Here is a 20,834-nt window from a genome sequence, read left to right on the forward strand (position 1 = left end):
GCGGCACAGCGGTACGGCAGTAAGGGCAGGGCAAGGCGGTACGGGGGTGGGCGGGCCCGGGGCGCGGGCGCACCCACCCCCGTACGGCCCCCGTACCGCCCCGGCCGCTACCGCGGCACCCCGCTCCCCGTCACGAGCAGCGCCACCGCCTCCGCCTCGGAGCGTGCCGGGAGCCGTTCGCCGTCCCTGCGGCGCAGCGCCACCTCGCCCGCCGCCGCCTCCCGCGCGCCGAGCACCGCGAGGTGCGGCACGAGGCGCGCCTGCCGGACGCGCGCCGCGAGGGTCCCCGCGTGCGCCGGGTACCTCCGCGCCCGCAGCCCCGCCGCGCGACAGCGCCGTACGAAGGACTCCGCGGCCTCCTCCTGCTCCTCGCCCACCGGCACCACGCCCACCTGCACGGGCGCGAGCCACGCGGGGAAGGCGCCGCCGTGCACCTCGATCAGCCGCGCGAGGACGCGCTCCAGGCTGCCGAGCACGCTGCGGTGCACCATCACGGGGCGCGGCCGGGAGCCGTTGGCGGCGCGGTAGTCGAGACCGAAGGCGGCCGGCTGGTGGAAATCGGCCTGCACGGTCGAGAGGGTGAACTCGCGGCCCGCCGCGTCCCGCGCCTGCACGTCGATCTTCGGCCCGTAGAAGGCCGCCTCGCCGCGCTCCTCCTCCCAGTCGAGCCCCGCGCCCGCGAGCGCCTCGGCGAGGGCCGCCGCCGAGCGCTCCCACACCCCCTCGGCGAGCGCGTACTTGGCGCCCTCGCCCGGCAGCGAGAGCCGGTAGCGGCTCGGGGCGAGGCCGAGGGCCCGGTAGGCGGTACGGATCAGGGCGAGCGCGCCCGCGACCTCCCCGGCGAGCGACTCCGGGGCGCAGAACAGGTGCGCGTCGTTGAGATGGATCGCCCGCACCCGGGTCAGGCCGCCGAGGGTCCCGGAGGGCTCCGCACGGAACATGCCACCCAACTCCGCGATACGAAGGGGTAGTTCGCGGTAGCTGCGGGCCTGGGCGCGGTAGATCAGCGCGTGGTGCGGGCACAGGCTCGGACGCAGCACGAAGTGTTCGCCGCCGACCTCCATCGGCGGGAACATGTCCGCGCGGTAGTGCGCCCAGTGCCCCGAGCGGACGTACAGCTCCTGTTTCCCGAGCACGGGCGAGTGCACGTGCTGGTAGCCGTCGGCGACCTCCAGGCCGCGTACGTACTCCTCCAGCGCGTGCCGCACGCTCGCGCCGTCCGGGAGGAGGTAGGGGAGGCCCGCGCCGAGCAGCGGGTCGGTGCCGTAGAGGCCGAGCGCGCGGCCGAGGCGGTGGTGGTCGTGGTCCCGGGCGGGGACGGGGTCGTTCATGGTCGCTCCTGCGGGTGGGGGAGCGGGTGGCGGCGCGGAAAAGCCCCAGGGCACCCGCCCCGGGGCTTCGCTTCGGTACAGCTCTCAGCGCGCCGGGACGTACTCCGGCGTCGTCGTCCACTGGTGGTGCGCGGCGGGCTGCATGTCCCGCAAGGTAGCGGGGCGCGGGGGAGGGGGCCACCGCTTTTCCGGTGCGGGTGTGACCGCCCCCACACGCGAGGTCCCGGTCCTGTCCGCGACTCCTTCACGGGGCCTTCGCGCGGTCGCGAGGGCCCCTGAGGGGGCAGGGGCGAGAACCGGCCACGGGGTCCGCGCCGGGTGGCGCCTTCGGCGCCGTACCGCCCCCACCGGGGCTTTCGCCCCGCGAACTCAGGGCCGTGGGGGCGTACTTGACAGCCATGCGGGGCCGGTCCGGAGGCGTCCGTTCCCTTCGGACGCACGGCCGGATATCGACCTTGTGTGCGACTGCGGGCCCTCGGAATAGTGGGCGGCGCACGGTGAGACGGACGCGGGTTTTTCCCGTCCCGCGGCACCGTGTGCGAACGCCTTCCGGTCCCGGCTCCCCCACACCGCCGGGACCAACCCCCCACAGGAGGACGTGAAGTGACCGAACGACGGACCACCGTGCGGCGCGCCGCGATCGCGGGCACCGGAGTGGCCGCGCTGCTCGCGGCCGGATTCACCTTCCAGACCGCGAACGCCGCGGAGGCGACCCCCACCGCCCCGCACACCCTCTCGGCCCCGAAGGCCGAAAAGCTCGCCTCGCGACTCGCCCAGGACCTGGGCACGCACGCGGCGGGCACCTACTACGACGCGCAGGCCAAGCACCTCGTCGTCAACGTGACGAACCAGTCGGCGGCGAAGACGGCCGAGGCGGCGGGCGCGAAGGCGAGAGTCGTCGCGCACACGCTCGCCGAGCTGAAGTCGGCGCGCTCCGCCGTCGCCAAGGAGACCACCGCGATACCCGGCACCTCCTGGGGCGTGGACCCGGTCTCCAACAAGGTCGTCGTGACCGCCGACCGCACCGTCAAGGGCGCCCAGCTCAAGAAGCTGACCACCGCCGTCGAGAAGCTCGGCACCGCGGCGACGCTCAAGCAGTCGAAGGGCACCTTCAAGCCCTTCATCGCGGGCGGCGACGCGATCACCGGCTCGGGCGGGCGCTGCTCGCTCGGCTTCAACGTGACGGTCGGCGGCGAGCCCGCCTTCCTCACCGCCGGGCACTGCACCGAGGCGATCGACAACTGGACCGACGCGGACGGCAACGCGCTCGGCAGCAACGCGGGCTCGGAGTTCCCCGGCAACGACTACGGGCTCGTCAAGTACAGCTCCGATGTCGCCCACCCGAGCGAGGTCGACCTCTACAACGGCAGCAGCCAGTCCATCACCGGCGCCGCCGACGCGACGGTCGGCCAGACCGTCACGCGCTCCGGCTCCACCACCGGGGTCCACAGCGGTGAGGTGACCGGGCTCGACGTGAGCGTCAACTACGGCGCGGACGGCATCGTCGACGGGCTCATCCAGACCACGGTCTGCGCCGAGCCGGGCGACTCGGGCGGCTCGCTCTTCGCGGGCAGCAGCGCGGTCGGCCTCACCTCCGGCGGCAGCGGCGACTGCACCTCCGGCGGCGAGACCTTCTTCCAGCCGGTCACCGAGGCGCTGAGCGCCTTCGGCGCCGAGATCGGCTGACACCCTCCGCCGTACCCCCGGGGTCCCGGTTCCGCCACGAGGCGGGCCGGGACCCCGGCTTTCGTACGGGCGGCCCGTGCCCCGCGCCGGCTCCGGCGCCGTACGGGCCGCGCTTCCGTACGAGCCGGACGCCCGGCGTACGCGAGGGCCCCGCCCGCTCCCGGCCCCTCGCGGAACGCTGGCCCGGGGTGGTGAACCCCGGGCGTGTGCCGCCCGGGATGCGGGGTCTTTCGCGAAGCGCTCTGGACGTCGCGGCGCTCGCGCGGCCGAATGTGCCGCCCGATGCGGGGGAAGGCGCATCCGCGACCCAGGGAGGCCGTGGTGACATATGACCGGATCGGGCTGGCGGAGGTGCTGGCGGCGGCGGAGAGGGCCGCGCCGGTGGATTCCCTCGACGTCGTGGCACGCAATCTGCGCGAGCGCTTCGACGCGCGCTACGTCTCGTTCCTGTTCGCCGATGTCCTCGGCCGGAGCATGGTGCGGGTCAGCGACGGGCGGGCCGCGCGGGAGAGGTACGACACCGAGCGGATTCCGCTCGCCGGCAGCGTCTACGACGAGGTGCTGCGCACCCAGGAGCTGGTACGGGTGCCGGACGAGGGGGAGGGGCAGCGGGTGCTCGCCCCGGTCACCAACCGAGGCGACGCCATCGGGGTCCTGGAGCTGGTCCTCCCCGGGGGCGTCCCGGACGACGCGCCCGAACGGCTCGAACAGGTCAAGGAGGCCGCGCACGCGCTGGCGTACATCGTCGTCACCGACCGCCGCTTCACCGACCTCTACCACCTGGGGCAGCGCACCACCAGGATGAGTCTCGCCGCCGAGATCCAGCGGCAGCTCCTGCCCTCGGCTCCCTCCTGCGAGGCCCCCGAGTTCACCCTCGCCTGCGCCCTGGCCCCGGCCGACAACATCGCCGGGGACACCTACGACTACACACTCGACCGCGACACCCTGCACCTGTCCGTCACGGACGCGATGGGGCACGACGTCGCGGCCTCGCTCCTGGCCACGTTGCTGGTCAACGCCTCGCGCGGGGCCCGCCGCGCCGATGAGGGACTCACCGAGCAGGGCCGCCAGATGCACCAGGCCCTCGTCGACCACGGCGGACGGAAGCTCGCCACCGGGCAGTTGCTGCGCATCGCCCTGGACGGGAGCGGCGCCCGGCTCGTCAACGCGGGCCACCCCTGGCCGCTGCGACTGCGCGGGGGCACGGTCGAGGAGATCCCCCTCCACGTGGATCTGCCCTTCGGGGTCTCCGCGAAGGGCGTCTACCAGGTGCAGGAACTCGCCCTGCGCCCCGGCGACCGGCTCCTGCTGTACACCGACGGGATGCAGGAGCGCCGGGCGCGCAGCGTCGATCTGCCCGCCCTCCTGCGGGAGACCGCCGCCGAGCACCCCCGCGAGGTCGTACGGGTCCTGGCCGACGCGGTCGCCGAGGCGTCCGGCGGCCACCCCGAGGACGACGCCACCGCCCTGTGCCTCGACTGGCACGGGCCGCGGGACCACGCCGCCCCGGCCTGACCCGTCACTCCCCGTGGCCGTTCACCCGTCTGTTCGTACGTGCGCCGCGCTAATCGTACGAACGTTCGAGCAGTGGTTTATCGTGGTGCCCGAGAGATGAACCAGGGGGTGAGCACGACCGTCCGAGGAGGTGCGGATGACCAGGTCTCCGGGCCTTTCGGGCCTCGGCTTCGCGCACCTGCGCACCGTCTCGGGCAACTCCGCGCGGTACGGGGCCTCGCACCCCGAGGCGCTCGCCGCGCGGGCCGCCGAGCGGGGCATGGACGCCGTCGCGCTCACCGACCGCGACACCGTCGCCGGAGCCGTGCGCTTCGCCAAGGCGTGCGCCGAGGAGGGCGTGCGGCCCCTCTTCGGGGTCGATCTCGCCGTGGACGTGCCCGCCACGCGGGACGCGCGCGGCGGCGGGCGGCGGCGCGCCCCTGTGCGGGGCGGGGCCTTCATCGACGAGTCCGCGCCGCGTGTGACCTTTCTCGCCCGCGACGGGGCGCGCGGCTGGGCCTCCCTGTGCGCGCTCGTGACCGCCGCCCACGCCCGCGGCGAGCGCCCGCCGCTGCTGCCCTGGGATGCCAACCACGGCGAAGGGCTCACCGTCCTGCTCGGCCCCGAGTCCGACATCGGCCGCGCCCTCGCCGCCGGACGCCCCGACCGCGCGGCCCGCCTCCTCGCCCCCTGGCGCGAGCGCTACGGCGACGCGCTCCGCCTCGAAGCCGTCCACCACGGACGCGGCGGTACGGGTCCGGGCTCCCTGCGCCTCGCCGCCCGCACCGTCGGCTTCGCCGCCGAGCAGGGCGTACGCCCCGTGCTCACCAACGCCGTGCGCTACGCCGACCCCGGCCAGGGCCGTATCGCCGACGTGCTCGACGCGGCCCGCCGCCTCGTCCCCATCGACCCCGCCAAGGGCCTCGACAGCGGCGAGCGCTGGCTCAAGGACGCCGGGCTGATGGCCCGGGAGGCCGAGCGGATCACGACCGCCGCCGGTTTCGGCCCGGATGCCGCCGCCGCGCTCCTCGCCCACACGGCCCGTACCGCCGCCGAGTGCCTCGTCGACCCCGAGGACGACCTCGGCCTCGGCTCCGTGCGCTTCCCCGAGCCCCGCCTCGTCGGCGCGGGCTGGCGCACCGCGCAGCGCGCCCTCGCCTCGCGCGCCGCCGCGGGGATGGTCCGGCGCGGCTACGACCGGGGCCCGAGGGCGCGCGCGTACTGGGAGCGGATGCACCACGAGCTGGACATCATCGGGCACCACGACTTCGCCTCGTACTTCCTCACCGTCGCCCGCGTCGTCGACGACGTGCGCGACCTCGGCATCCGCGTCGCCGCGCGCGGCTCGGGCGCGGGCTCCCTCGTCAACCACCTCATCGGCATCGCGCACGCCGACCCGCTGGAGCACGGGCTGCTCATGGAGCGCTTCCTGTCCAAGCGGCGCTCCGTGCTGCCCGACATCGACATCGACGTCGAGTCCGCGCGCCGCATCGAGGTCTACCGCGCGATCCTCGGCCGCTTCGGGCCCGAGCGCGTCGCGACCGTCGCGATGCCCGAGACGTACCGCGTGCGGCACGCGATCCGCGACGTCGGCGCCGCGCTCTCGCTCGACCCCGCCGACATCGACCGCATCGCCACCGCCTTCCCGCACATCCGCGCCCGCGACGCCCGCACCGCGATGGACGAGCTGCCCGAACTCGCCTCCGTCGCCGCCGAACGCGAGAAGTACGGCACCTTCTGGGAGCTGGTCGAAGGGCTCGACGCGCTCCCGCGCGGCGTCGCGATGCACCCGTGCGGAGTGCTCCTCTCGGACGCCTCGCTGCTCTCGCGCACCCCCGTCGTGCCCACGAGCGGCGAGTCGCTGCCGATGGCGCAGTTCGACAAGGAGGACGTCGAGGACCTCGGACTGCTCAAGCTCGACGTGCTCGGGGTGCGGATGCAGTCCGCGATGGCGCACGCGCTCTCCGAGCTGGACCGGGCCACGGGCGAGGCCCCCGACATCGACGCGATCCCGCCCGGCGACGAGAGGACGTACCAGCTCATCCGCTCCACCGAGACCCTCGGCTGCTTCCAGATCGAGTCGCCGGGGCAGCGCGACCTCGTCGGGCGGCTCCAGCCGTCCACCTTCCACGACCTCGTCGTGGACATCTCGCTCTTCCGCCCCGGCCCCGTCGCCGCCGACATGGTGCGGCCCTTCATCGAGGCCCGGCACGGCCGCGCGCCCGTGCGCTACCCGCACCCCGACCTCGCCCCCGCCCTGGAGGACACCTACGGCGTCGTCGTCTTCCACGAGCAGGTCATCGACCTCGTGCACACCATGACCGGCTGCGGGCGCGACGAGGCCGACCGGGTGCGGCGCGGGCTCTCCGACCCCGAGTCGCAGGGCCGCATCCGCTTCTGGTTCGCGCAGCGCGCCGCCGAGCGCGGCTACGACGCCGAGACCGTCACGCGCACGTGGGAGATCGTCGAGGCATTCGGCTCGTACGGCTTCTGCAAGGCGCACGCCGTCGCCTTCGCCGTGCCCACCTACCAGTCCGCCTGGCTCAAGGCCCACCACCCGGCCGCCTTCTACGCCGGGCTGCTCACCCACGACCCCGGCATGTACCCCAAGCGGCTGCTCCTCGCGGACGCGCGACGCAGGGGCGTGCCGATCCTGCCCGTGGACGTCAACCACTCCGCCCCCGCCCATCGGATCGAACTGGTGTCCGAGGACGGGCCTCCGGCGGCCCGCTGGGGCGTCCGCCTCGGGCTCTCCGACGTGCACGGCATGAGCGAGGCCGAGGGCGAGCGGATCGCCGCCGCGCAGCCGTACACCTCGCTCCTCGACTTCTGGCAGCGCGCCCGGCCCTCGCGGCCCGTCGCCGAACGCCTCGCGCAGGTCGGCGCGCTCGACGCCTTCGGCGCCAACCGCCGCGACCTCCTCCTGCACCTCGCCGAACTCCACCGCATGGGCCGCGGCGCCGCCTCGCACGGCACCCAGCTCCCGCTCTCCGGCGGCCGTCGCACCGCGCCCGCCGGGCTCCCCGACCTCGACGAGACCGAACGGCTCAGCGCCGAACTCGGTGTCCTCGGCATGGACGCGTCCCGCCATCTCATGGGCGACCACCAGGAGTTCCTGTGCGAACTCGGCGTCGTCTCCGCGCGCCGCCTGCGCGAGGCCCCGCACGGCGCGACCGTCCTCGTCGCCGGCGCCAAGGCCGCGACCCAGACCCCGCCCATCCGCTCCGGCAAACGCGTCGTCTTCACGACCCTCGACGACGGCACCGGACTCGTCGACCTCGCCTTCTTCGACGACTCGCACGAGCGCTGCGCCCACACCGTCTTCCACTCCTGGCTGCTCCTCGTGCGCGGCACCGTGCAGCGGCGCGGGCCGCGCAGCCTCAGCGTCGTCGGCACCGTCGCCTGGAACCTCGCCGAACTCCTCGACCTGCGCGCCGAGGGCGGCCTCGAAGCGGTCTCGGCGAAGCTCGCCGAACCGCTGGAGGAACAGCCGCACGAGCCCGCCTCGGCCGCCCGCCGCATCACCCTCCCCACCGGCTTCGAGCTCAACCCCTGGGCCGACCTCAAACCGGCGGGCGCGGACACGGCGGCGACGGGCCGCGGAATCGCGCGGGCGAAGCTGTGGCACCAGAGCCAGGGGAGCGCGGGATGAGCGGCCCGGTGCGGTACGGGGAGGGCGCGGGCCCGTACGAAGAGGGCGCGACCGGTGGCGCGGGTTCGTACCAGGAGGGCGCGACCGGAGGCGCGGGCCTGCACGGGGAGGACGCGGCCGGTGGCGCGGAAGGCGTGGCCGGGGGGTCGGGGGACGGTCCCGGTGCCGGTGTCCTCTGCGTGCGCTTCCGGCTCTCGCGCGAGCCCGACGCGCCCGACCTGCTGCCCGCGCTGCTCGCCACCGCCGAAGGGCTCACCCCGCTCGTCCAGGCGCTCCCGCCCGACACCGCGCTCGCCGACGTGCGCGGCGCGCGCCGCTACTTCGGGCGCGACGTCGCCGAACTCGCCGCGCTCGTACGGGTGCGGACCCTCGCCCTGCACGGTGTCGTGTGCGCGATCGGCGTGGGCCCGACCCCGCTCATCGCCCGCATGGCCGCGCGCGAGGCCCGCTTCGGCACGACCGTCACCGTCACCGAGGACGGGCTCGCCGAGTACCTCGACCGCAAGCCCGTCATCGCGCTGCCGGGCGTGGGCCCCGCCACCGCCCGTACGCTCTGCTCCTACGGACTCGACTCCGCCGGACGCGTCGCCGCCGCCCCGCTCGGCACCCTCCAGCGCATCCTCGGCGCCCGCGCCGGACGCGAACTGCGCGCCCGCGCGCACGGTATCGACCCCACGCCCGTCACCCCCGACGCGCTCTCCCGCGCCCTCTCCGCGCACCGCGCCTTCGACCGCGACGAACTCGACCGCGACCGCCGGCGCCGCGCCCTGCTCTCGCTCACCGAGGAACTCGGCGCCCGGCTGCGGGCCGAGGAACAGGTGTGCGCGAGCCTCCAGCTCACCGTCCGCTACGCCGACCGCTCCACCACCGTGCGTTCCCGCGCCCTGCCCGAGCCCACCGCCCACACCCGGGCGCTCACCGCCGCCGCGTACGGCCTGCACGAGGCGCTCGGCCTGCAACGCGCCCGGGTACGGGGGCTCGTGCTGCGCGCCGAGGGCCTGCGGCCCGCCGCCGGGGCGGCCCACCAGCTCAGCCTGGACCCCGAGGACGACAAGGCGCACCGCCTGGAGGCGGCGGCCGACCGCGCGCGGCGCCGCTTCGGCGCCGGAGCGGTGGTGCCGGGGACGCTGGCGGCCTGAGAGGCCCACGCCGGTAAGGGTCCGCCCGCCTTCCCACGAGCCGACAGCGGGCGGGGGCCGTGGCCCGCCGCCTTCTCGCCCCGTGATCCCGCCGCCCCCGTTCCCCGCCCCGTCACTTCATCAGCGACTCCACCTCCGCCGCGTACAGCACCGCCGGGTCGAAGCCCATGCCGTGGAAGCCGCCCGCGAGTTCGAGCGAGAGGACTCCGTGCAGGCGGGTCCAGACGGTGAGGGCGCGCAGGCGGGCGGCCGGGCTCGCGGGGTGGCCCCTGGTCCACTCGCCGTGCTCGGCGAAGTACCCCTCCGCCGGGGGCACGACGCCCGGGGGCTGGGTGTCCGGCCCGTCCTGTGCCGCGCACACGTCGAGGAGCACCGTCATGATCTCCGAGGCCGTGAGCGCCGTGTCCTCGGGCGCGTGGTAGCCGGGCAGCGGGGTGCCGTAGACGAGGAAGTACCGCTGCGGGTCGGCGAGTGCCCAGGCGCGCAGGGTCCCCGCGAGGCCGGGGAGGTCGGTGCCCTCGGCCGCGCGGGCCAGGAAGGCGTCGGCGAGGCTGCGGTAGGCGTCCCTCACGAGGTCGGTGATCAGGTCGTCGCGGCTGGCGAAGTACCGGTAGAGGGCGGGGCCGCTCATGCCGATCCGCTTCGCGATCGCGTTGAGCGACAGCGCGCTCGCCCCCGCCGTCGCTATCTGCTCCCAGGCGTGGCGCTTGATGTCCTCGCGCACCTGGGCGCGGTACCGCTCGCGGGACGTCCTCGGCTCGCTCACACGCGCTTCCTCTCCTCGGCTCGTTTCGTTAGAGACTATCACTGCCGTTATTGACTCTCACGCCAAGGATGAGTTACAACTTCTCACGAAAGCGAGAGCATCTATGGATCGGGGAGCGTCATGAGTGAGCGCGCACGTCTTGTCGAGGTCGTCCTGCCGGGCGTCGTGGAGCCGGAGGGCCTCCAGGTACGGGAGGCGGAGGCGCCCGTGCCCGGCGAGGGCGAGGTGGTGCTCGCGATGGAGGCGAGCGGGGTCTCCTTCGCCGAGCAGCAGATGCGGCGCGGCCGGTACTTCGACCAGCCGCCGTTCCCCTTCGTGCCGGGGTACGACGTCGTGGGCCGCGTCCACGAGGCGGGGCCGGGCGTCGACCCGGGGCTCGTGGGGCGGCGGGTGGCCGCGCTGCTCAAGGTGGGCGGCTGGGCGAGCCGCGTACGGGTCGCCGCCGCCGACCTCGTACCGGTGCCCGAGGGCGTGAGCGCCGAGGAGGCCGAGACCGTCGTCGTCAACGGCATCACCGCCTGGCAGATGCTCCACCGCAAGGCCAAGGTGCGCGCCGGGCAGACCGTCCTCGTGCACGGCGCGAGCGGCGGCGTCGGCTCCGTCCTCGTCCAGCTCGCACGCGCCGCGGGCGTCGAGGTCATCGGCACCGCGTCGGCCCGCCACCACGAGGCGCTGCGCGCGCTCGGCGTCACGCCGGTCGACTACCACGACGGCGAAGTGGCCGCGCGGGTGCGGGAGCTGGCGCCCGAGGGTGTCGCGGCCGTCTTCGACCACGTCGGAGGGCCCGGGATCGTCGACTCCTGGCGGCTGCTCGCGCGCGGCGGCACGCTCGTCGCGTACGGGACCGCGTCGACGCGGGACGACACGGGCTCGCGGCACTGGCCGGTGATCAAGCTCTTCGCGCGCCTCGGTCTGTGGCAGGTGCTGCCCAACGGCCGCGGCGCCGGTTTCTACAACATCTGGGCCGGCTCGCGGAACAAGGCACGCTTCCGCGCCCACCTGCGCGCCGACCTCACGGCGGTCCTCACCGCGCTCGCACGCGGCGAGATCACCGCCCGCGTCGCCGGGACCTTCCCGCTCGCGAGGACCGCCGAGGCGATGCGCCTCGCGGAGTCGGGCACGGTGAGCGGCAAGATCGTCCTGACACCGTGAGGCCGGGGAGGGCAGGCGCACCGGAGAGCCACCCCCGGCACGCCCCGGCACGCCTGCCCCGGGGCGGACGTCCCCCGCACCCCTCACCCCGCGTCGGCGACCTCCCGCAGGTACCCGCCGAGCCGCTCGATCGCCGAGGGGTTGCGCGGGCTCTCCACCAGGTCCGCGTAGTCCAGCACGTACACGCGCTTGTTCTTGATCGCGGACACGTTCCGCAGCGGCGGGTACGACAGCAGGAAGTCCCGCTTCTTCCTCGCGCTCGTCGCCCCGTAGTCGTTGACGACGATGACGTCCGGGTTCCGCTTCACGACCGTCTCCCAGCCGACCGTCGTCCACGAGTCCTTGAGGTCGTGCAGGATGTTGACGCCCCCGGCCTCGCTGATGATCTGCTCGGGCGCCGCGTACCTGCCCGAGGTGAAGGGCTGGTCCTGGCCGCTGTCGTAGAGGAAGACCGAGGGCCGCTTCGCGGGGGCCTTCGCGCGCACGGCCGCGACCTTCGCCTTGTACTCCCTGATCAGCTTCGTGGCCCGCGCCTCGACGCCGAAGATCTTCCCGAGGTTGTCCAGATCGGTGTAGAGCGCGTCGAGCGGCGGCATGATGCCGCGCGAGGTGCCGGTGCGGGCGTTGCGGCAGGACTCGGTGAGCAGGTACGTGCCGATGCCGGCCTTGTGCAGCTCGTCGGGGGTCAGCGCGTTCTCGTTGAAGCCGTAGTTCCAGCCCGCGAAGACGAGGTCGGCGTGCGCGGCGAGCGCGTTCTCCTTGGTGACGCGGTCCTTCGATATCCACTTCACCTTGTTGTACGCGTCCTTGTACGGCACGCCCGTCAACGAGCCCTTGTCGTCCGGCATGGCGTACCCGGCCATGCGGTCCTCCAGACCGAGCGCGAACATCAGCTCGGTGATGCCGATGTCGTTGGTCACGACGCGCTCGGGCCGCTTGTCGTACGTGACCTTCTCGCCGCAGTTGGTGACGGTCACCGCCTCCGCCTTCGCGGCCTTCCCGTCGTCGTGCTCGACCTTCGCGCCGCAGCCGGTCAGCGTGACGGCGGCGGCGAGGCCGAGCGAGGCGGTGGTGAGGAGCTTGCGCACGGGAGAACCCTCCGGGGTCTTCAGGGAGTCAGGGGGTCGAACAGGAACTGGGTCGCACCCGTCTCCGGGTGGCGCACGCGATGCGCCCGTACGCCGAAGACCTCCGCGAGCAGCGCGGCGGAGAGCACCTCGTCGGGCGGGCCCGAGGCGACGACGCGCCCCCGGTGCAGGACGTGCAGGAGGTCGCAGTGCGCGGCGGCGAGATTGAGGTCGTGCAGCGCGGCGAGCACGGTCGGGCCGCTCGCGCGGACCCGGCGCAGGACATCGAGCTGGTGGGCGATGTCGAGGTGGTTCGTGGGCTCGTCGAGGACGAGGACGCGCGGCTCCTGGGCGAGCGCGCGGGCGATGAGCACGCGCTGCTTCTCACCGCCCGACAGCGACTGGAAGCCGCGCGCGGCGAGGTGCGCGACGCCCGCGTCCGCGAGCGCCCGCGCGCAGATCTCCCGGTCGCGCGCGGCGGAGCGCTCGCGGTGCGGGAGCCGCCCCATCGCGACGACCTCGGCGGCGGTGAAGTCGAAGTCGGCGGCCGTCTCCTGCGGCAGTGCGGCGAGCAGCCGCGCGGCGGCCCGGGGCGCGAGGCGGTGCACGTCCTCGCCCCCGACCCGTACGACCCCCGCGTCGGGGCGCCGCGCCCGGTACACGCACCGCAGCAGCGTCGACTTGCCGCTCCCGTTCGGCCCGACGAGCCCCACGAAGGCCCCGGCGGGCGCGTCGAGCACGACCGCGTCGACGAGCCGCGCGCCCGCCGCTTCGACCGAGACGCCTTCGATGTCGAGCCGCATGTCACTTCCTCCGGACGGTCTTGAATACGGGGTACGGGGCCGGCCTCGGGCTCTCCGCGCTCAGCGTCCCGCGAGCGCGTGCCCGCCGCGCCGCATGAGCAGCAGGAAGGCGGGCACCCCGAGCGCCGCCGTGACGACCCCGACGGGCAGTTCGGTGGGCGCGAGCAGCAGGCGCGAGAGCAGGTCGGCCCACACGAGGAGCACGGCCCCGGCGAGCGGCGCGACCGCGAGGACCCGCGCGTGGGAGGCCCCGACGAGCATCCGTACGAGGTGCGGCACCATGAGCCCGACGAAACCGATCGCCCCGCTCACCGCGACGACGGTCCCCGTCACCGCCGCCGTCACGACGAAGAGTTCGCGCCGCAGCCGGTCGGGCGGCACGCCGAGCGCCGCCGCCGTCTCGTCGCCCATCGCGAGCGCGTCGAGCGCCCCCGCCCGCACCCCGAGCCACACGAGACCCGCGAGCACCGTCGCGGCGACGAGCGGCACCTTCGGCCACGTCGCCCCGCCGAGGCTCCCGAGCAGCCACATCATCGCCGAGCGCGCCGCCTCGCCCCGCTCCGCGCCGAAGACCATGACCGTCGTGACCGCCTGGAAGCCGTACGCGAGCGCGGTCCCCGTCAGGACGAGCCGCAGCGGGCTGAGCCCGAGCGCGGAGCGGGCCACCGCGTAGACGAGGGCGGTCGCCGCGAGCGCGGAGACGAAGGCCGAGAAGGACAGCGCCCACACGCCGAGGCCCGCGAGCGCGCCGAAGAGGATGACGGCGTTGGCGCCCACGGCGGCGCCCGAGGAGATGCCGAGCACGAAGGGGTCGGCGAGCGCGTTCCGTACGAGCGCCTGCACCGCGACCCCGACGGCGGCGAGCCCCGCGCCGACCACGGCCGCGAGCACGACGCGCGGGAAGCGGATCTCCCACACGATCGTGTAGGCCCCCGCGTCGTCCGCGCCGACGCTCCCGCCGCTCAGCCCGGCCCACAGCAGCCGCAGCACCCGCCCCCAGCCGATCCCCGTCGCACCGAGCGCGACCCCGCACACGAGCGAGGCGAGCAGCACGAGCGCGAGCCCGAGGAGCAGCGGGGGCACGGGTATGCGGCGGGTGCCCTCGGCTCGGGGCGCGGTGGTGAGGGACATGACGGGCGCGCATCCTCCGGGAGGGCGGCCACCGGCGGAACGCGCAGGGCGCCGGTGGGGCCCGGAGGGGCTTCGTGGCGGTCCCTGCTCGCAGTCCACGGCGAGCGGTCGACGGGGTCGGTACTCCTGCCGCGGGCGATCGGGCTCGCGCGGCCCCCAGGACACCCTGTGGGCCACGCACACCGTTGCGGGTCAGCGCCGGATTCCCACCGGCTTCCCCCACGAGAGGCCCGTGCAGGCTAGCAAACCCCCGTCAGGGGCGAACCGCCGGGACGCCACTTACGTCCCCCGTGCCTCACTTCTCCGGCACCCGCCACCCCCGCTTCCCCGCCAGCTCCAGCGCCGCCGTGGGCCCGAAGGAGCCCCGCGCGTACGGCAGCGGTACGCCCCCCTCGCCCTGCACGTCCGCGCACACCTCCCACAACCGCTCGATCTCCTCCGCGCCCGTGAACCACGTCGGGTCGCCCGCGAGCGCGTCGAGGAAGACCCGCGCGTACGCGGTCAGCGGCGGGTCGTCGGGGAAGGCCGTGCCCTCGTCGAGCATGAGCGGCGCCCGGACGAGCCGGAAGCCGGTCCCGGGCCGCTTCCCGTACGCCTCGACGCCGAAGCGCGGCGGGTCGGTGAGGTCGAAGACCCACTCCGAGGGCCGGTCGCAGGCCGCGTAGTCGGCCCCCGGGACCCGGGACGCCTCGCGCAGCCCGATCGTCACCTGCTGCCGCGAGACGCCCATCGCCTTGCCCGTGCGCAGCAGGAACGGCACGCCCTCCCAGCGCGGGTCGTCGATCCAGGCGCGCAGCGCCACGAAGGTCTCGGCGGTCGAGTCGGCCGCGACGCCGTCCTCCTCGCGGTAGCCCTCGTACTGCCCGAACACCGTCTCGTCGGGCGAGAAGGGCCGCAGCTTCCGGAAGAGCGCGGTCCGCGCCTCGCGCAGCTCGTCCGCCCCGTACCGCTCGGGCAGGTCGAGCGCGACGATGCCGAGGACCTGCCCGAGGTGCGTGGGGATCATGTCGCGGAAGGTCCCCGTGGACTCCATGAAGGAGGCCCGGCCCTCGATGTCGATCTCCTCGGGCACGTCGATCTGCACGTACGCGAGGTGCTCGCGGTTCCACACCGACTCCAGCCAGCCGTTCGCGAGCCGCAGCGCGAGGAGGTTGCGCACCGCCTCCTTGCCGAGGAAGTGGTCGACGCGGAAGACGCGTTCCTCGGGGACGATCTCGTGGAGCCGCTTGTTGAGCGCGCACGCGCTCGCGACGTCCTCGCCGAACGGCTTCTCCATCACGAGCACCGCGTCGTCGCTGAGCCCGGTCGAGCCGATCATGCCGAGCATCCCCGACATGCTCGCGGGCGGCACCGAGAGGTACAGGAGGGTACGGGTGTCCGCGCCGAGCCCTTCGCGGGTCTCGCGCACGACCCGGGCCAGGTCCTCGCCGTCCTCCGCCGACGAGGACTGGAAACGGAAGCGCGCGGTGAACTCGTCGAGACCCGCCGGGGCCTCGCCGCCGTGCGCCCCCTTCACCGCCTCCGAGACGATCTCCCGGAAGTCCTCGTCCGTGCCGGGGGAGTGCCGGCCGGAGCCGATCACGGCGTACTCCTTCGACGTGAGGCCGCGCGCGTGGAGCTGGAAGAGCGCCGGGTACAGCTTGCGCTTGGCCAGGTCGCCGGTGGAGCCGAAGAGGACCAGGAGCAGCGGACGGCCGTCGGCCGGGGTGTCGGAAGCCATGCGGGAAGCGCCTCTCGTACGAGAACGGGCCGGGCCCGGGGGGCCGGGGCTGACCGGGGTCGGGTACCCGCTTCCCAGCCTTGTGCGCCTGTCGGCTCGTCACCTCGCCGCCGGGGCCGCTCGGGTGAGCACCGTGCCCCGCCCGGCGGATCGGCGTTGGTCGCGGGCGAGGGCGGGGACGTTGTCAGTGGCGGCTGCCAGGATCGGCGGCACACGGTCGCGCGAGGCGCGGGGCCACGGGACGTACGGGCGAGAGGCGGGGCGCGCATGACGCGGACGGGCCGGGGCGGAGCGGATCGGAGCGGGGACCAAGCGCCTGCTGGCGCCGCCGCGCCTGGCGGTGGCGGTACGGCGCCGGGCGGCGGCGGGACGCCGGGCTCCGGCGGTGTGCCGGGCTCCGGCGCTGCGCCGGGCGAGGGCGGCGGCGCTGGGACCGGGTGGGGCGCGGGGACGGACTGGGACGCGGTCGCGCCCGGGTTCGACACCGAGGCGGACCACGGGCTGCGCGATCCCGCCGTACGGGACGCCTGGGCGGGCCGCCTCACGGCCTGGCTGCCCGCCGCCCCCGCCGACGTGCTCGACCTCGGCTGCGGCACCGGCAGCCTCGCCCTGCTCGCCGCCCGCGCCGGACACCGCGTCACCGCCTCCGACCGCTCCGCCGCGATGCTCGCCGAGGCCCGCGCCAAGCTCGCCGGGACCGGCACCCGCCTCGTCCGCGCCGACGCCGCGCACCCGCCCTTCGCACCCCGCTCCTTCGACGTCGTCCTCGTCCGCCACCTGTTGTGGCTCTTCGCGGACCCGGCGGCCGTGCTGCGCCGCTGGTGCGCGCTCCTGCGCCCCGGCGGGCGGCTCGTGCTGGTCGAGGGCCGCTGGAAGGAAGCGGGCCTGCCGCTCGCCGAGGTCACCGCGCTCCTCGCCCCGCTCACCGAACGCCTCCACACCGAGCCGCTGAGCGGGGACGCGGACCTGTGGGGCGGCCCGGTCGGCGACGAGCGGTACGCGGTCGTCGCGAGCCCCGCGCCACCCCGCAGGCACAGCGAGATCGTCGACGTCCACCTCTTCCTGCGGCGCGGCGACGAGGTCCTCCTCGCCCGCCGCGCGAACACCGGCTACGCGGACGGCCTGTGGCACGCGCCGTCCGGGCACGTCGAGGAGGGCGAGGACGTGCGGACGGCGGTGCTGCGCGAGGCGTACGAGGAGACGGGCCTGCGGCTGACCCCCGAGGACGTGCGCGTCGCCCTCGTCATGCAGCACGCGGCCCCCTCGGGCGGGAGCCGCATCGGCTGGTTCTTCGAGGCCGTGCACCCGGCGGGCGGCGAGCCGCGCAACGCGGAGCCGCACAAGTGCGACGCCCTGGAGTGGTTCCCGCTCGACGCCCTCCCGGACGGACTCGTCGCCTACTGCGCGGCCGGGCTCGACGCCTACCGCGCGGGCGACCGCTTCGTCCTCCACCGCCACGCCCCGGACGACCCGGTGGCACGGGTCGCGGGCGTGCCGGGGCGGGCGGTGGTGCTGCGCGAGAGCGGGGACCGGTGACCGGGCGAGGGGCGGTCCGCCCGGGAGCCGCATGCCCCGGGCGCGGCTCGGGGTCAGTACGTGAGGAGGGCGCGGAAGGCCGTGCGGTCCCCGTCCCGTCGCGCCAGGGCTTCGAGAGCGGCCGGGGCCGCCCGGGCCCGTTCCGCCGCGTGCGGGTCCGTCGTGGGCAGGCCGCTCGCCAGGAACTCGTCCTCGTCGAGGCGGAGCGCCGGGCCCCGGCCCGGTGCGGGGACCCACAGGTCGAGTTCGAGGTCGTCGACCCGTACCGCCCCCTCCTCGCGCACCGCGGGGCGGGTCATGTCGCAGTACCAGCCCTTGAGCCCGCCGTCCGCCGCCCGCACCTCCTTGATCGCGTACCACGTCGTCGTCCAGTAGTGCTCGGTGAAGACGTCGCCGGGCGCGAAGCGCACGAAACCGAAGTCGCGCGCCTCGGGCGAGGCCCACGGGGCCTCCGCGACGAGGTGTGTGCCGTCGTCGGCGAGCCGCCGGGCCGGGTAGCGCTTCTTGACGCGGCCCGCCTTGGTGAGGACGACGGTCAGGGCGTCAGCCGGGGGGCCGGCCTCAGCCGAGGGGCTTGGCATGCCGTACCTCCGTCACGGCCGGTACGTAGCCGAACCACTCGTTGATCGCGAGCATCGGCGCGTTCTCCGTGTCGTTGCTCGTGTACGCCTCCGTCAGCCCGGCCGCGCGGGCCCGGCTCAGCGAGTCGTGCTTGGCGAGCTTCGCGAGGCCCCGGCCCCGGTGGGCGCGCGCGGTCCCCGTCATCCCGCTGGAGTACCGGCCGGCGCCGTCCGTGTGCGCGATGCTGAACGCCGCCGGGACGCCGTCCACGAGAGCGACCGTCGTCAGGTCCCGGTCGAGCAGCGGGTGCCCCCAGCTCGTGGCGAGCCATTCCTCGTAGTCGTCCAGCTCCGTACCGACGTCGCTCGGCTCGTCGGCCGTGGCCTCCGCGTCGAGGAGGAAGAGCGGACGCGGGTCGTCGGCGAAGGCGGCGGCGGGCCGCAGCTCGACGCCCGGCGGGGGCGGCGCGAGCGGCGGCAGCGGGGCCGTCAGGTCCAGGCGCTGGAACCGCGCGGAACGGGAGGGGGACCAGCCGGAGCGGCGCGCGAAGCCGAGGTTGCGCTCCCCGTCGAGCACCCAGCTGAAGGCCGTACGCGCGCCGATCGAGGCGAGATACTCCTCGGCGGCGGAGACGAGCGCCGTCCCGGCACCCCGGCCCTCGTGCTCCGGATGGACGTACACATTGCAGAAAGCGAGGCCCGGTTCGGGGCTCTCGTGCGCGAGGCCCGTACTGCCCCGGCCGATCACCCGCCCCTCCTCGTCCTCGGCGAGCAGCAGCCGGTGGCACTGCGCGGCGGGGGCTCGGGCCGACTGCCACCACAGCAGCTCCGGGGTCACCAGCATCGGCGGCACGGCGGCCCGCAGGACGGCGGTGATGCCGTCGAGGTCGGCGGGGTTTTCGGGATCGAGGTCACGCACACGAAGGGTCATCGGCCCGAACGGTAGGCGCGGGGTGCGGGACGTCGCACCCCATTTAGCGCGGCACCGGGCGGTGCCGCCCGGCCCACCCGAGCGGGCCCCGGGCCTCCCTTCGCCCCGGGCCCCGGTCCTCACCCCACTCCCAGGTCCTGGTTCCCCAGTACTCCCGCGAGCGCCAGCCGCTCCGCGTCCGTCGTGCCCGGTTCCGCCGTGTAGACCATGATCCGCAGGTCGCTGTCGTGGACCGTCAGGACGTCGCAGTCCAGGCGGATCTCGCCGACGTGCGGGTGCGCGATGATCTTGCGCGCGCTGACGTGGGCACCCACCGTTCCCGCGTCCCACAGCTCTGCGAAGCGCGGGCTGCCGGCGCGCAGTTCGGCGACGAGTGCCGCGGGGCGGGGGTCGTCCGGGTAGCGCTGGGCGACCGCGCGCAGGTCGGCGGCCATGCCCGTCTCGAAGGCGGCCCGTTCCGCCGGTGTCATGACCGCCCGCGAGCCCGAGCCGAGGAAGTTGCGCCACACCGCGTTGCGCTCCCGGCTGCCGAGCGCCGAGGAGTCGCCCATGAGCGCCTCGTACGGGCTGTTGGCGAGCAGCAGTGTCCACAGCGCGTCGAAGACCGCGACCGGGACCCCGGCGAGGCGGTCGAGGAGGCGCTGCACGCTGGGCGGAATCCAGCCGGGCACGGTCCCGGGACCCGGCGGGACGAGCCCCGCGGCGCGGTAGAGGTGCGCGCGCTCCTCGGGGGCGAGCCGCAGCGAGCGGGCGAGCGCCTCGACGACCTGCGCGGAGGGGTGCGTGGCGCGGCCCTGCTCCAGGCGGGTGATGTAGTCGGCGGAGATCCCGGCGAGCTGCGCCAGTTCCTCGCGGCGCAGCCCGGGAGCGCGCCGCCTGCCGCCCGAGGGGAGCCCGGCGGCCCGCGGGGTCACGCGGTCGCGCCAGCGCCGTACCGCCTGTCCGAATTCACCCGTCGCCATAGGGGCAGTGTGCACGCGCGCGGGGGCATCGTGCCTGGTACCGCTGTTCCCAGGAAAACGGGACCACTGGCCGGGACGCCTCCCCGGCCGCACCGTGGAGGCATGACCACTTCACTGATCACCGGAGCGAACAAGGGCATCGGCTTCGAGACGGCCCGCCAGCTGATCGCCGCCGGGCACACCGTGTGGCTCGGCAGCCGCGACCCGGAGCGGGGCCGCGTGGCCGCCGAGGAGCTGGGTGCCAGGGCGCTCGTCATCGACGTGAGCGACGACGCCTCGGTCGCCGCCGCCTTCCGCACCGTCGAGGAGGCGGGGACGGGGCTCGACGTGCTCGTCAACAACGCGGGCATCGAGCCGCGCGCCGAGGACGGCGGGCCGCTCGCCGCGCTCGACGCGAGCGCCGACCGGCTGCGTACCGTCTTCGAGACGAACGTCCTCGGCCCGCTGCGCGTCACGCGGGCGTTCCTGCCGCTGCTGCGCCGCTCGGACTCGGCCGCCGTCGTCAACCTGAGCAGCGGCCTCGGCTCGCTCGCGGGCGGCGGCGGGGCCCCGTACTACCCGAGCGTCGAGTACCCGGTCTCGAAGACGGCCCTGAACATGCTCACCGTCAAGCTCGCCCAGGCCCTCCCGGGCATCCGCGTCACGGCCGTCGACCCCGGCTTCACGAAGACGGACCTCAACCACCACGCGGGGACGCAGACCGTCGAGGAGGGCGCGGCGGCCTCGGTGCGCGAGGCACTCGCGGGGAACGAGGGCGAGAGCGGCACGTTCGTGTCGGCGGAGGGGCCCGTCGCCTGGTAGCTCCCGGGGGCCGGGTCGCCGGGCGGCCTGCCGGGGGACCGACCGCCTGATGGCCCGCCAGGGATCGACTCCCTCGTACGGGCCGAGGGCGAGCTGCCGCGCT

16 protein-coding genes and 1 riboswitch are annotated in these 20,834 nt (G+C 75.1%); of the genes, 7 read left to right on the forward strand and 9 right to left on the reverse strand.

Annotation, left to right across the window (positions count from 1 at the left end):
- Positions 1–107: 107 nt before the first annotated feature.
- The gene (thrS, locus tag STTU_RS27230; protein ID WP_043256483.1) at positions 108–1,331 is read right to left on the reverse strand and encodes a threonine--tRNA ligase; all 1,224 of its coding nucleotides are present in this window, start codon (positions 1,329–1,331) and stop codon (positions 108–110) included.
- 603 nt (positions 1,332–1,934) lie between these two features.
- Here thrS and STTU_RS27235 point away from each other — a divergent pair.
- The 4 genes from STTU_RS27235 (at position 1,935) to STTU_RS27250 (ending at position 9,302) form a co-directional block, all read left to right on the forward strand.
- The gene (locus tag STTU_RS27235) at positions 1,935–3,017 is read left to right on the forward strand and encodes a S1 family peptidase (RefSeq protein WP_043256485.1); all 1,083 of its coding nucleotides are present in this window, start codon (positions 1,935–1,937) and stop codon (positions 3,015–3,017) included.
- A gap of 321 nt (positions 3,018–3,338) precedes the next feature.
- The gene (locus STTU_RS27240; RefSeq protein ID WP_043256487.1) at positions 3,339–4,532 is read left to right on the forward strand and encodes a PP2C family protein-serine/threonine phosphatase; all 1,194 of its coding nucleotides are present in this window, start codon (positions 3,339–3,341) and stop codon (positions 4,530–4,532) included.
- 136 nt (positions 4,533–4,668) lie between these two features.
- Entirely contained in the window at positions 4,669–8,163 is a 3,495-nt protein-coding gene (locus STTU_RS27245; protein WP_043256488.1) for a DNA polymerase III subunit alpha, read from the forward strand.
- Positions 8,164–8,171: 8 nt separating this feature from the next.
- Entirely contained in the window at positions 8,172–9,302 is a 1,131-nt protein-coding gene (locus STTU_RS27250; protein WP_007828823.1) for a DNA polymerase Y family protein, read from the forward strand.
- A 112-nt stretch (positions 9,303–9,414) separates the two neighbouring features.
- Here the strand turns inward: STTU_RS27250 and STTU_RS27255 are convergent, their stop codons facing one another.
- Entirely contained in the window at positions 9,415–10,068 is a 654-nt protein-coding gene (locus STTU_RS27255; protein WP_007828824.1) for a TetR/AcrR family transcriptional regulator, read from the reverse strand.
- Between the two features lie 120 nt (positions 10,069–10,188).
- On the opposite strand from STTU_RS27255, the gene STTU_RS27260 reads away from it, so the two are divergent.
- The gene (locus STTU_RS27260) at positions 10,189–11,220 is read left to right on the forward strand and encodes a medium chain dehydrogenase/reductase family protein (RefSeq protein ID WP_043256489.1); all 1,032 of its coding nucleotides are present in this window, start codon (positions 10,189–10,191) and stop codon (positions 11,218–11,220) included.
- Positions 11,221–11,303: 83 nt separating this feature from the next.
- Here STTU_RS27260 and STTU_RS27265 read toward each other — a convergent pair whose 3' ends face one another.
- The 4 genes from STTU_RS27265 to STTU_RS27280 all read right to left on the reverse strand — a co-directional run bounded on the left by STTU_RS27265 (position 11,304) and on the right by STTU_RS27280 (position 15,941).
- Positions 11,304–12,308: an ABC transporter substrate-binding protein gene (locus STTU_RS27265; RefSeq protein WP_043256490.1), complete on the reverse strand. Its 1,005-nt coding sequence runs from the start codon at positions 12,306–12,308 to the stop codon at positions 11,304–11,306.
- A 20-nt stretch (positions 12,309–12,328) separates the two neighbouring features.
- Entirely contained in the window at positions 12,329–13,090 is a 762-nt protein-coding gene (locus STTU_RS27270) for an ABC transporter ATP-binding protein (protein WP_007828827.1), read from the reverse strand.
- A 60-nt stretch (positions 13,091–13,150) separates the two neighbouring features.
- Positions 13,151–14,221 carry a FecCD family ABC transporter permease gene (locus STTU_RS27275; protein ID WP_007828831.1) on the reverse strand — a complete coding sequence of 357 codons (1,071 nt, stop codon included), beginning with the start codon at positions 14,219–14,221 and terminating at the stop codon, positions 13,151–13,153.
- A 116-nt stretch (positions 14,222–14,337) separates the two neighbouring features.
- Positions 14,338–14,470: riboswitch (cobalamin riboswitch) on the reverse strand.
- A gap of 46 nt (positions 14,471–14,516) precedes the next feature.
- Positions 14,517–15,941, reverse strand: coding sequence for a glucose-6-phosphate dehydrogenase (locus STTU_RS27280; protein ID WP_007828835.1), 1,425 nt, complete (start codon positions 15,939–15,941; stop codon positions 14,517–14,519).
- A 156-nt stretch (positions 15,942–16,097) separates the two neighbouring features.
- Here STTU_RS27280 and STTU_RS27285 point away from each other — a divergent pair, with 156 nt between their 5' ends.
- Positions 16,098–17,477, forward strand: coding sequence for a methyltransferase domain-containing protein (locus STTU_RS27285; protein WP_007828840.1), 1,380 nt, complete (start codon positions 16,098–16,100; stop codon positions 17,475–17,477).
- Between the two features lie 53 nt (positions 17,478–17,530).
- Here STTU_RS27285 and STTU_RS27290 read toward each other — a convergent pair whose 3' ends face one another.
- From STTU_RS27290 to STTU_RS27300, 3 genes are all read right to left on the reverse strand, one after another.
- On the reverse strand, positions 17,531–18,058 hold the full coding sequence (locus STTU_RS27290) for a DUF402 domain-containing protein (protein ID WP_043256491.1): 528 nt from the start codon (positions 18,056–18,058) through the stop codon (positions 17,531–17,533).
- Positions 18,039–18,968, reverse strand: a complete 930-nt coding sequence (locus tag STTU_RS27295; protein ID WP_007828842.1) for a GNAT family N-acetyltransferase — start codon at positions 18,966–18,968, stop codon at positions 18,039–18,041. Before STTU_RS27295 ends, STTU_RS27290 begins: the two co-directional genes overlap by 20 nt.
- Positions 18,969–19,087: 119 nt before the next feature.
- Positions 19,088–19,930: a helix-turn-helix transcriptional regulator gene (locus STTU_RS27300; RefSeq protein ID WP_007828843.1), complete on the reverse strand. Its 843-nt coding sequence runs from the start codon at positions 19,928–19,930 to the stop codon at positions 19,088–19,090.
- A 102-nt stretch (positions 19,931–20,032) separates the two neighbouring features.
- Between STTU_RS27300 and STTU_RS27305 the strand changes: the two genes are divergently transcribed.
- Positions 20,033–20,731, forward strand: coding sequence for an SDR family NAD(P)-dependent oxidoreductase (locus STTU_RS27305; RefSeq protein ID WP_007828849.1), 699 nt, complete (start codon positions 20,033–20,035; stop codon positions 20,729–20,731).
- Positions 20,732–20,834 lie beyond the last annotated feature (103 nt).

This window comes from Streptomyces sp. Tu6071, from assembly GCF_000213055.1.
Taxonomy (GTDB): domain Bacteria; phylum Actinomycetota; class Actinomycetes; order Streptomycetales; family Streptomycetaceae; genus Streptomyces; species Streptomyces evansiae.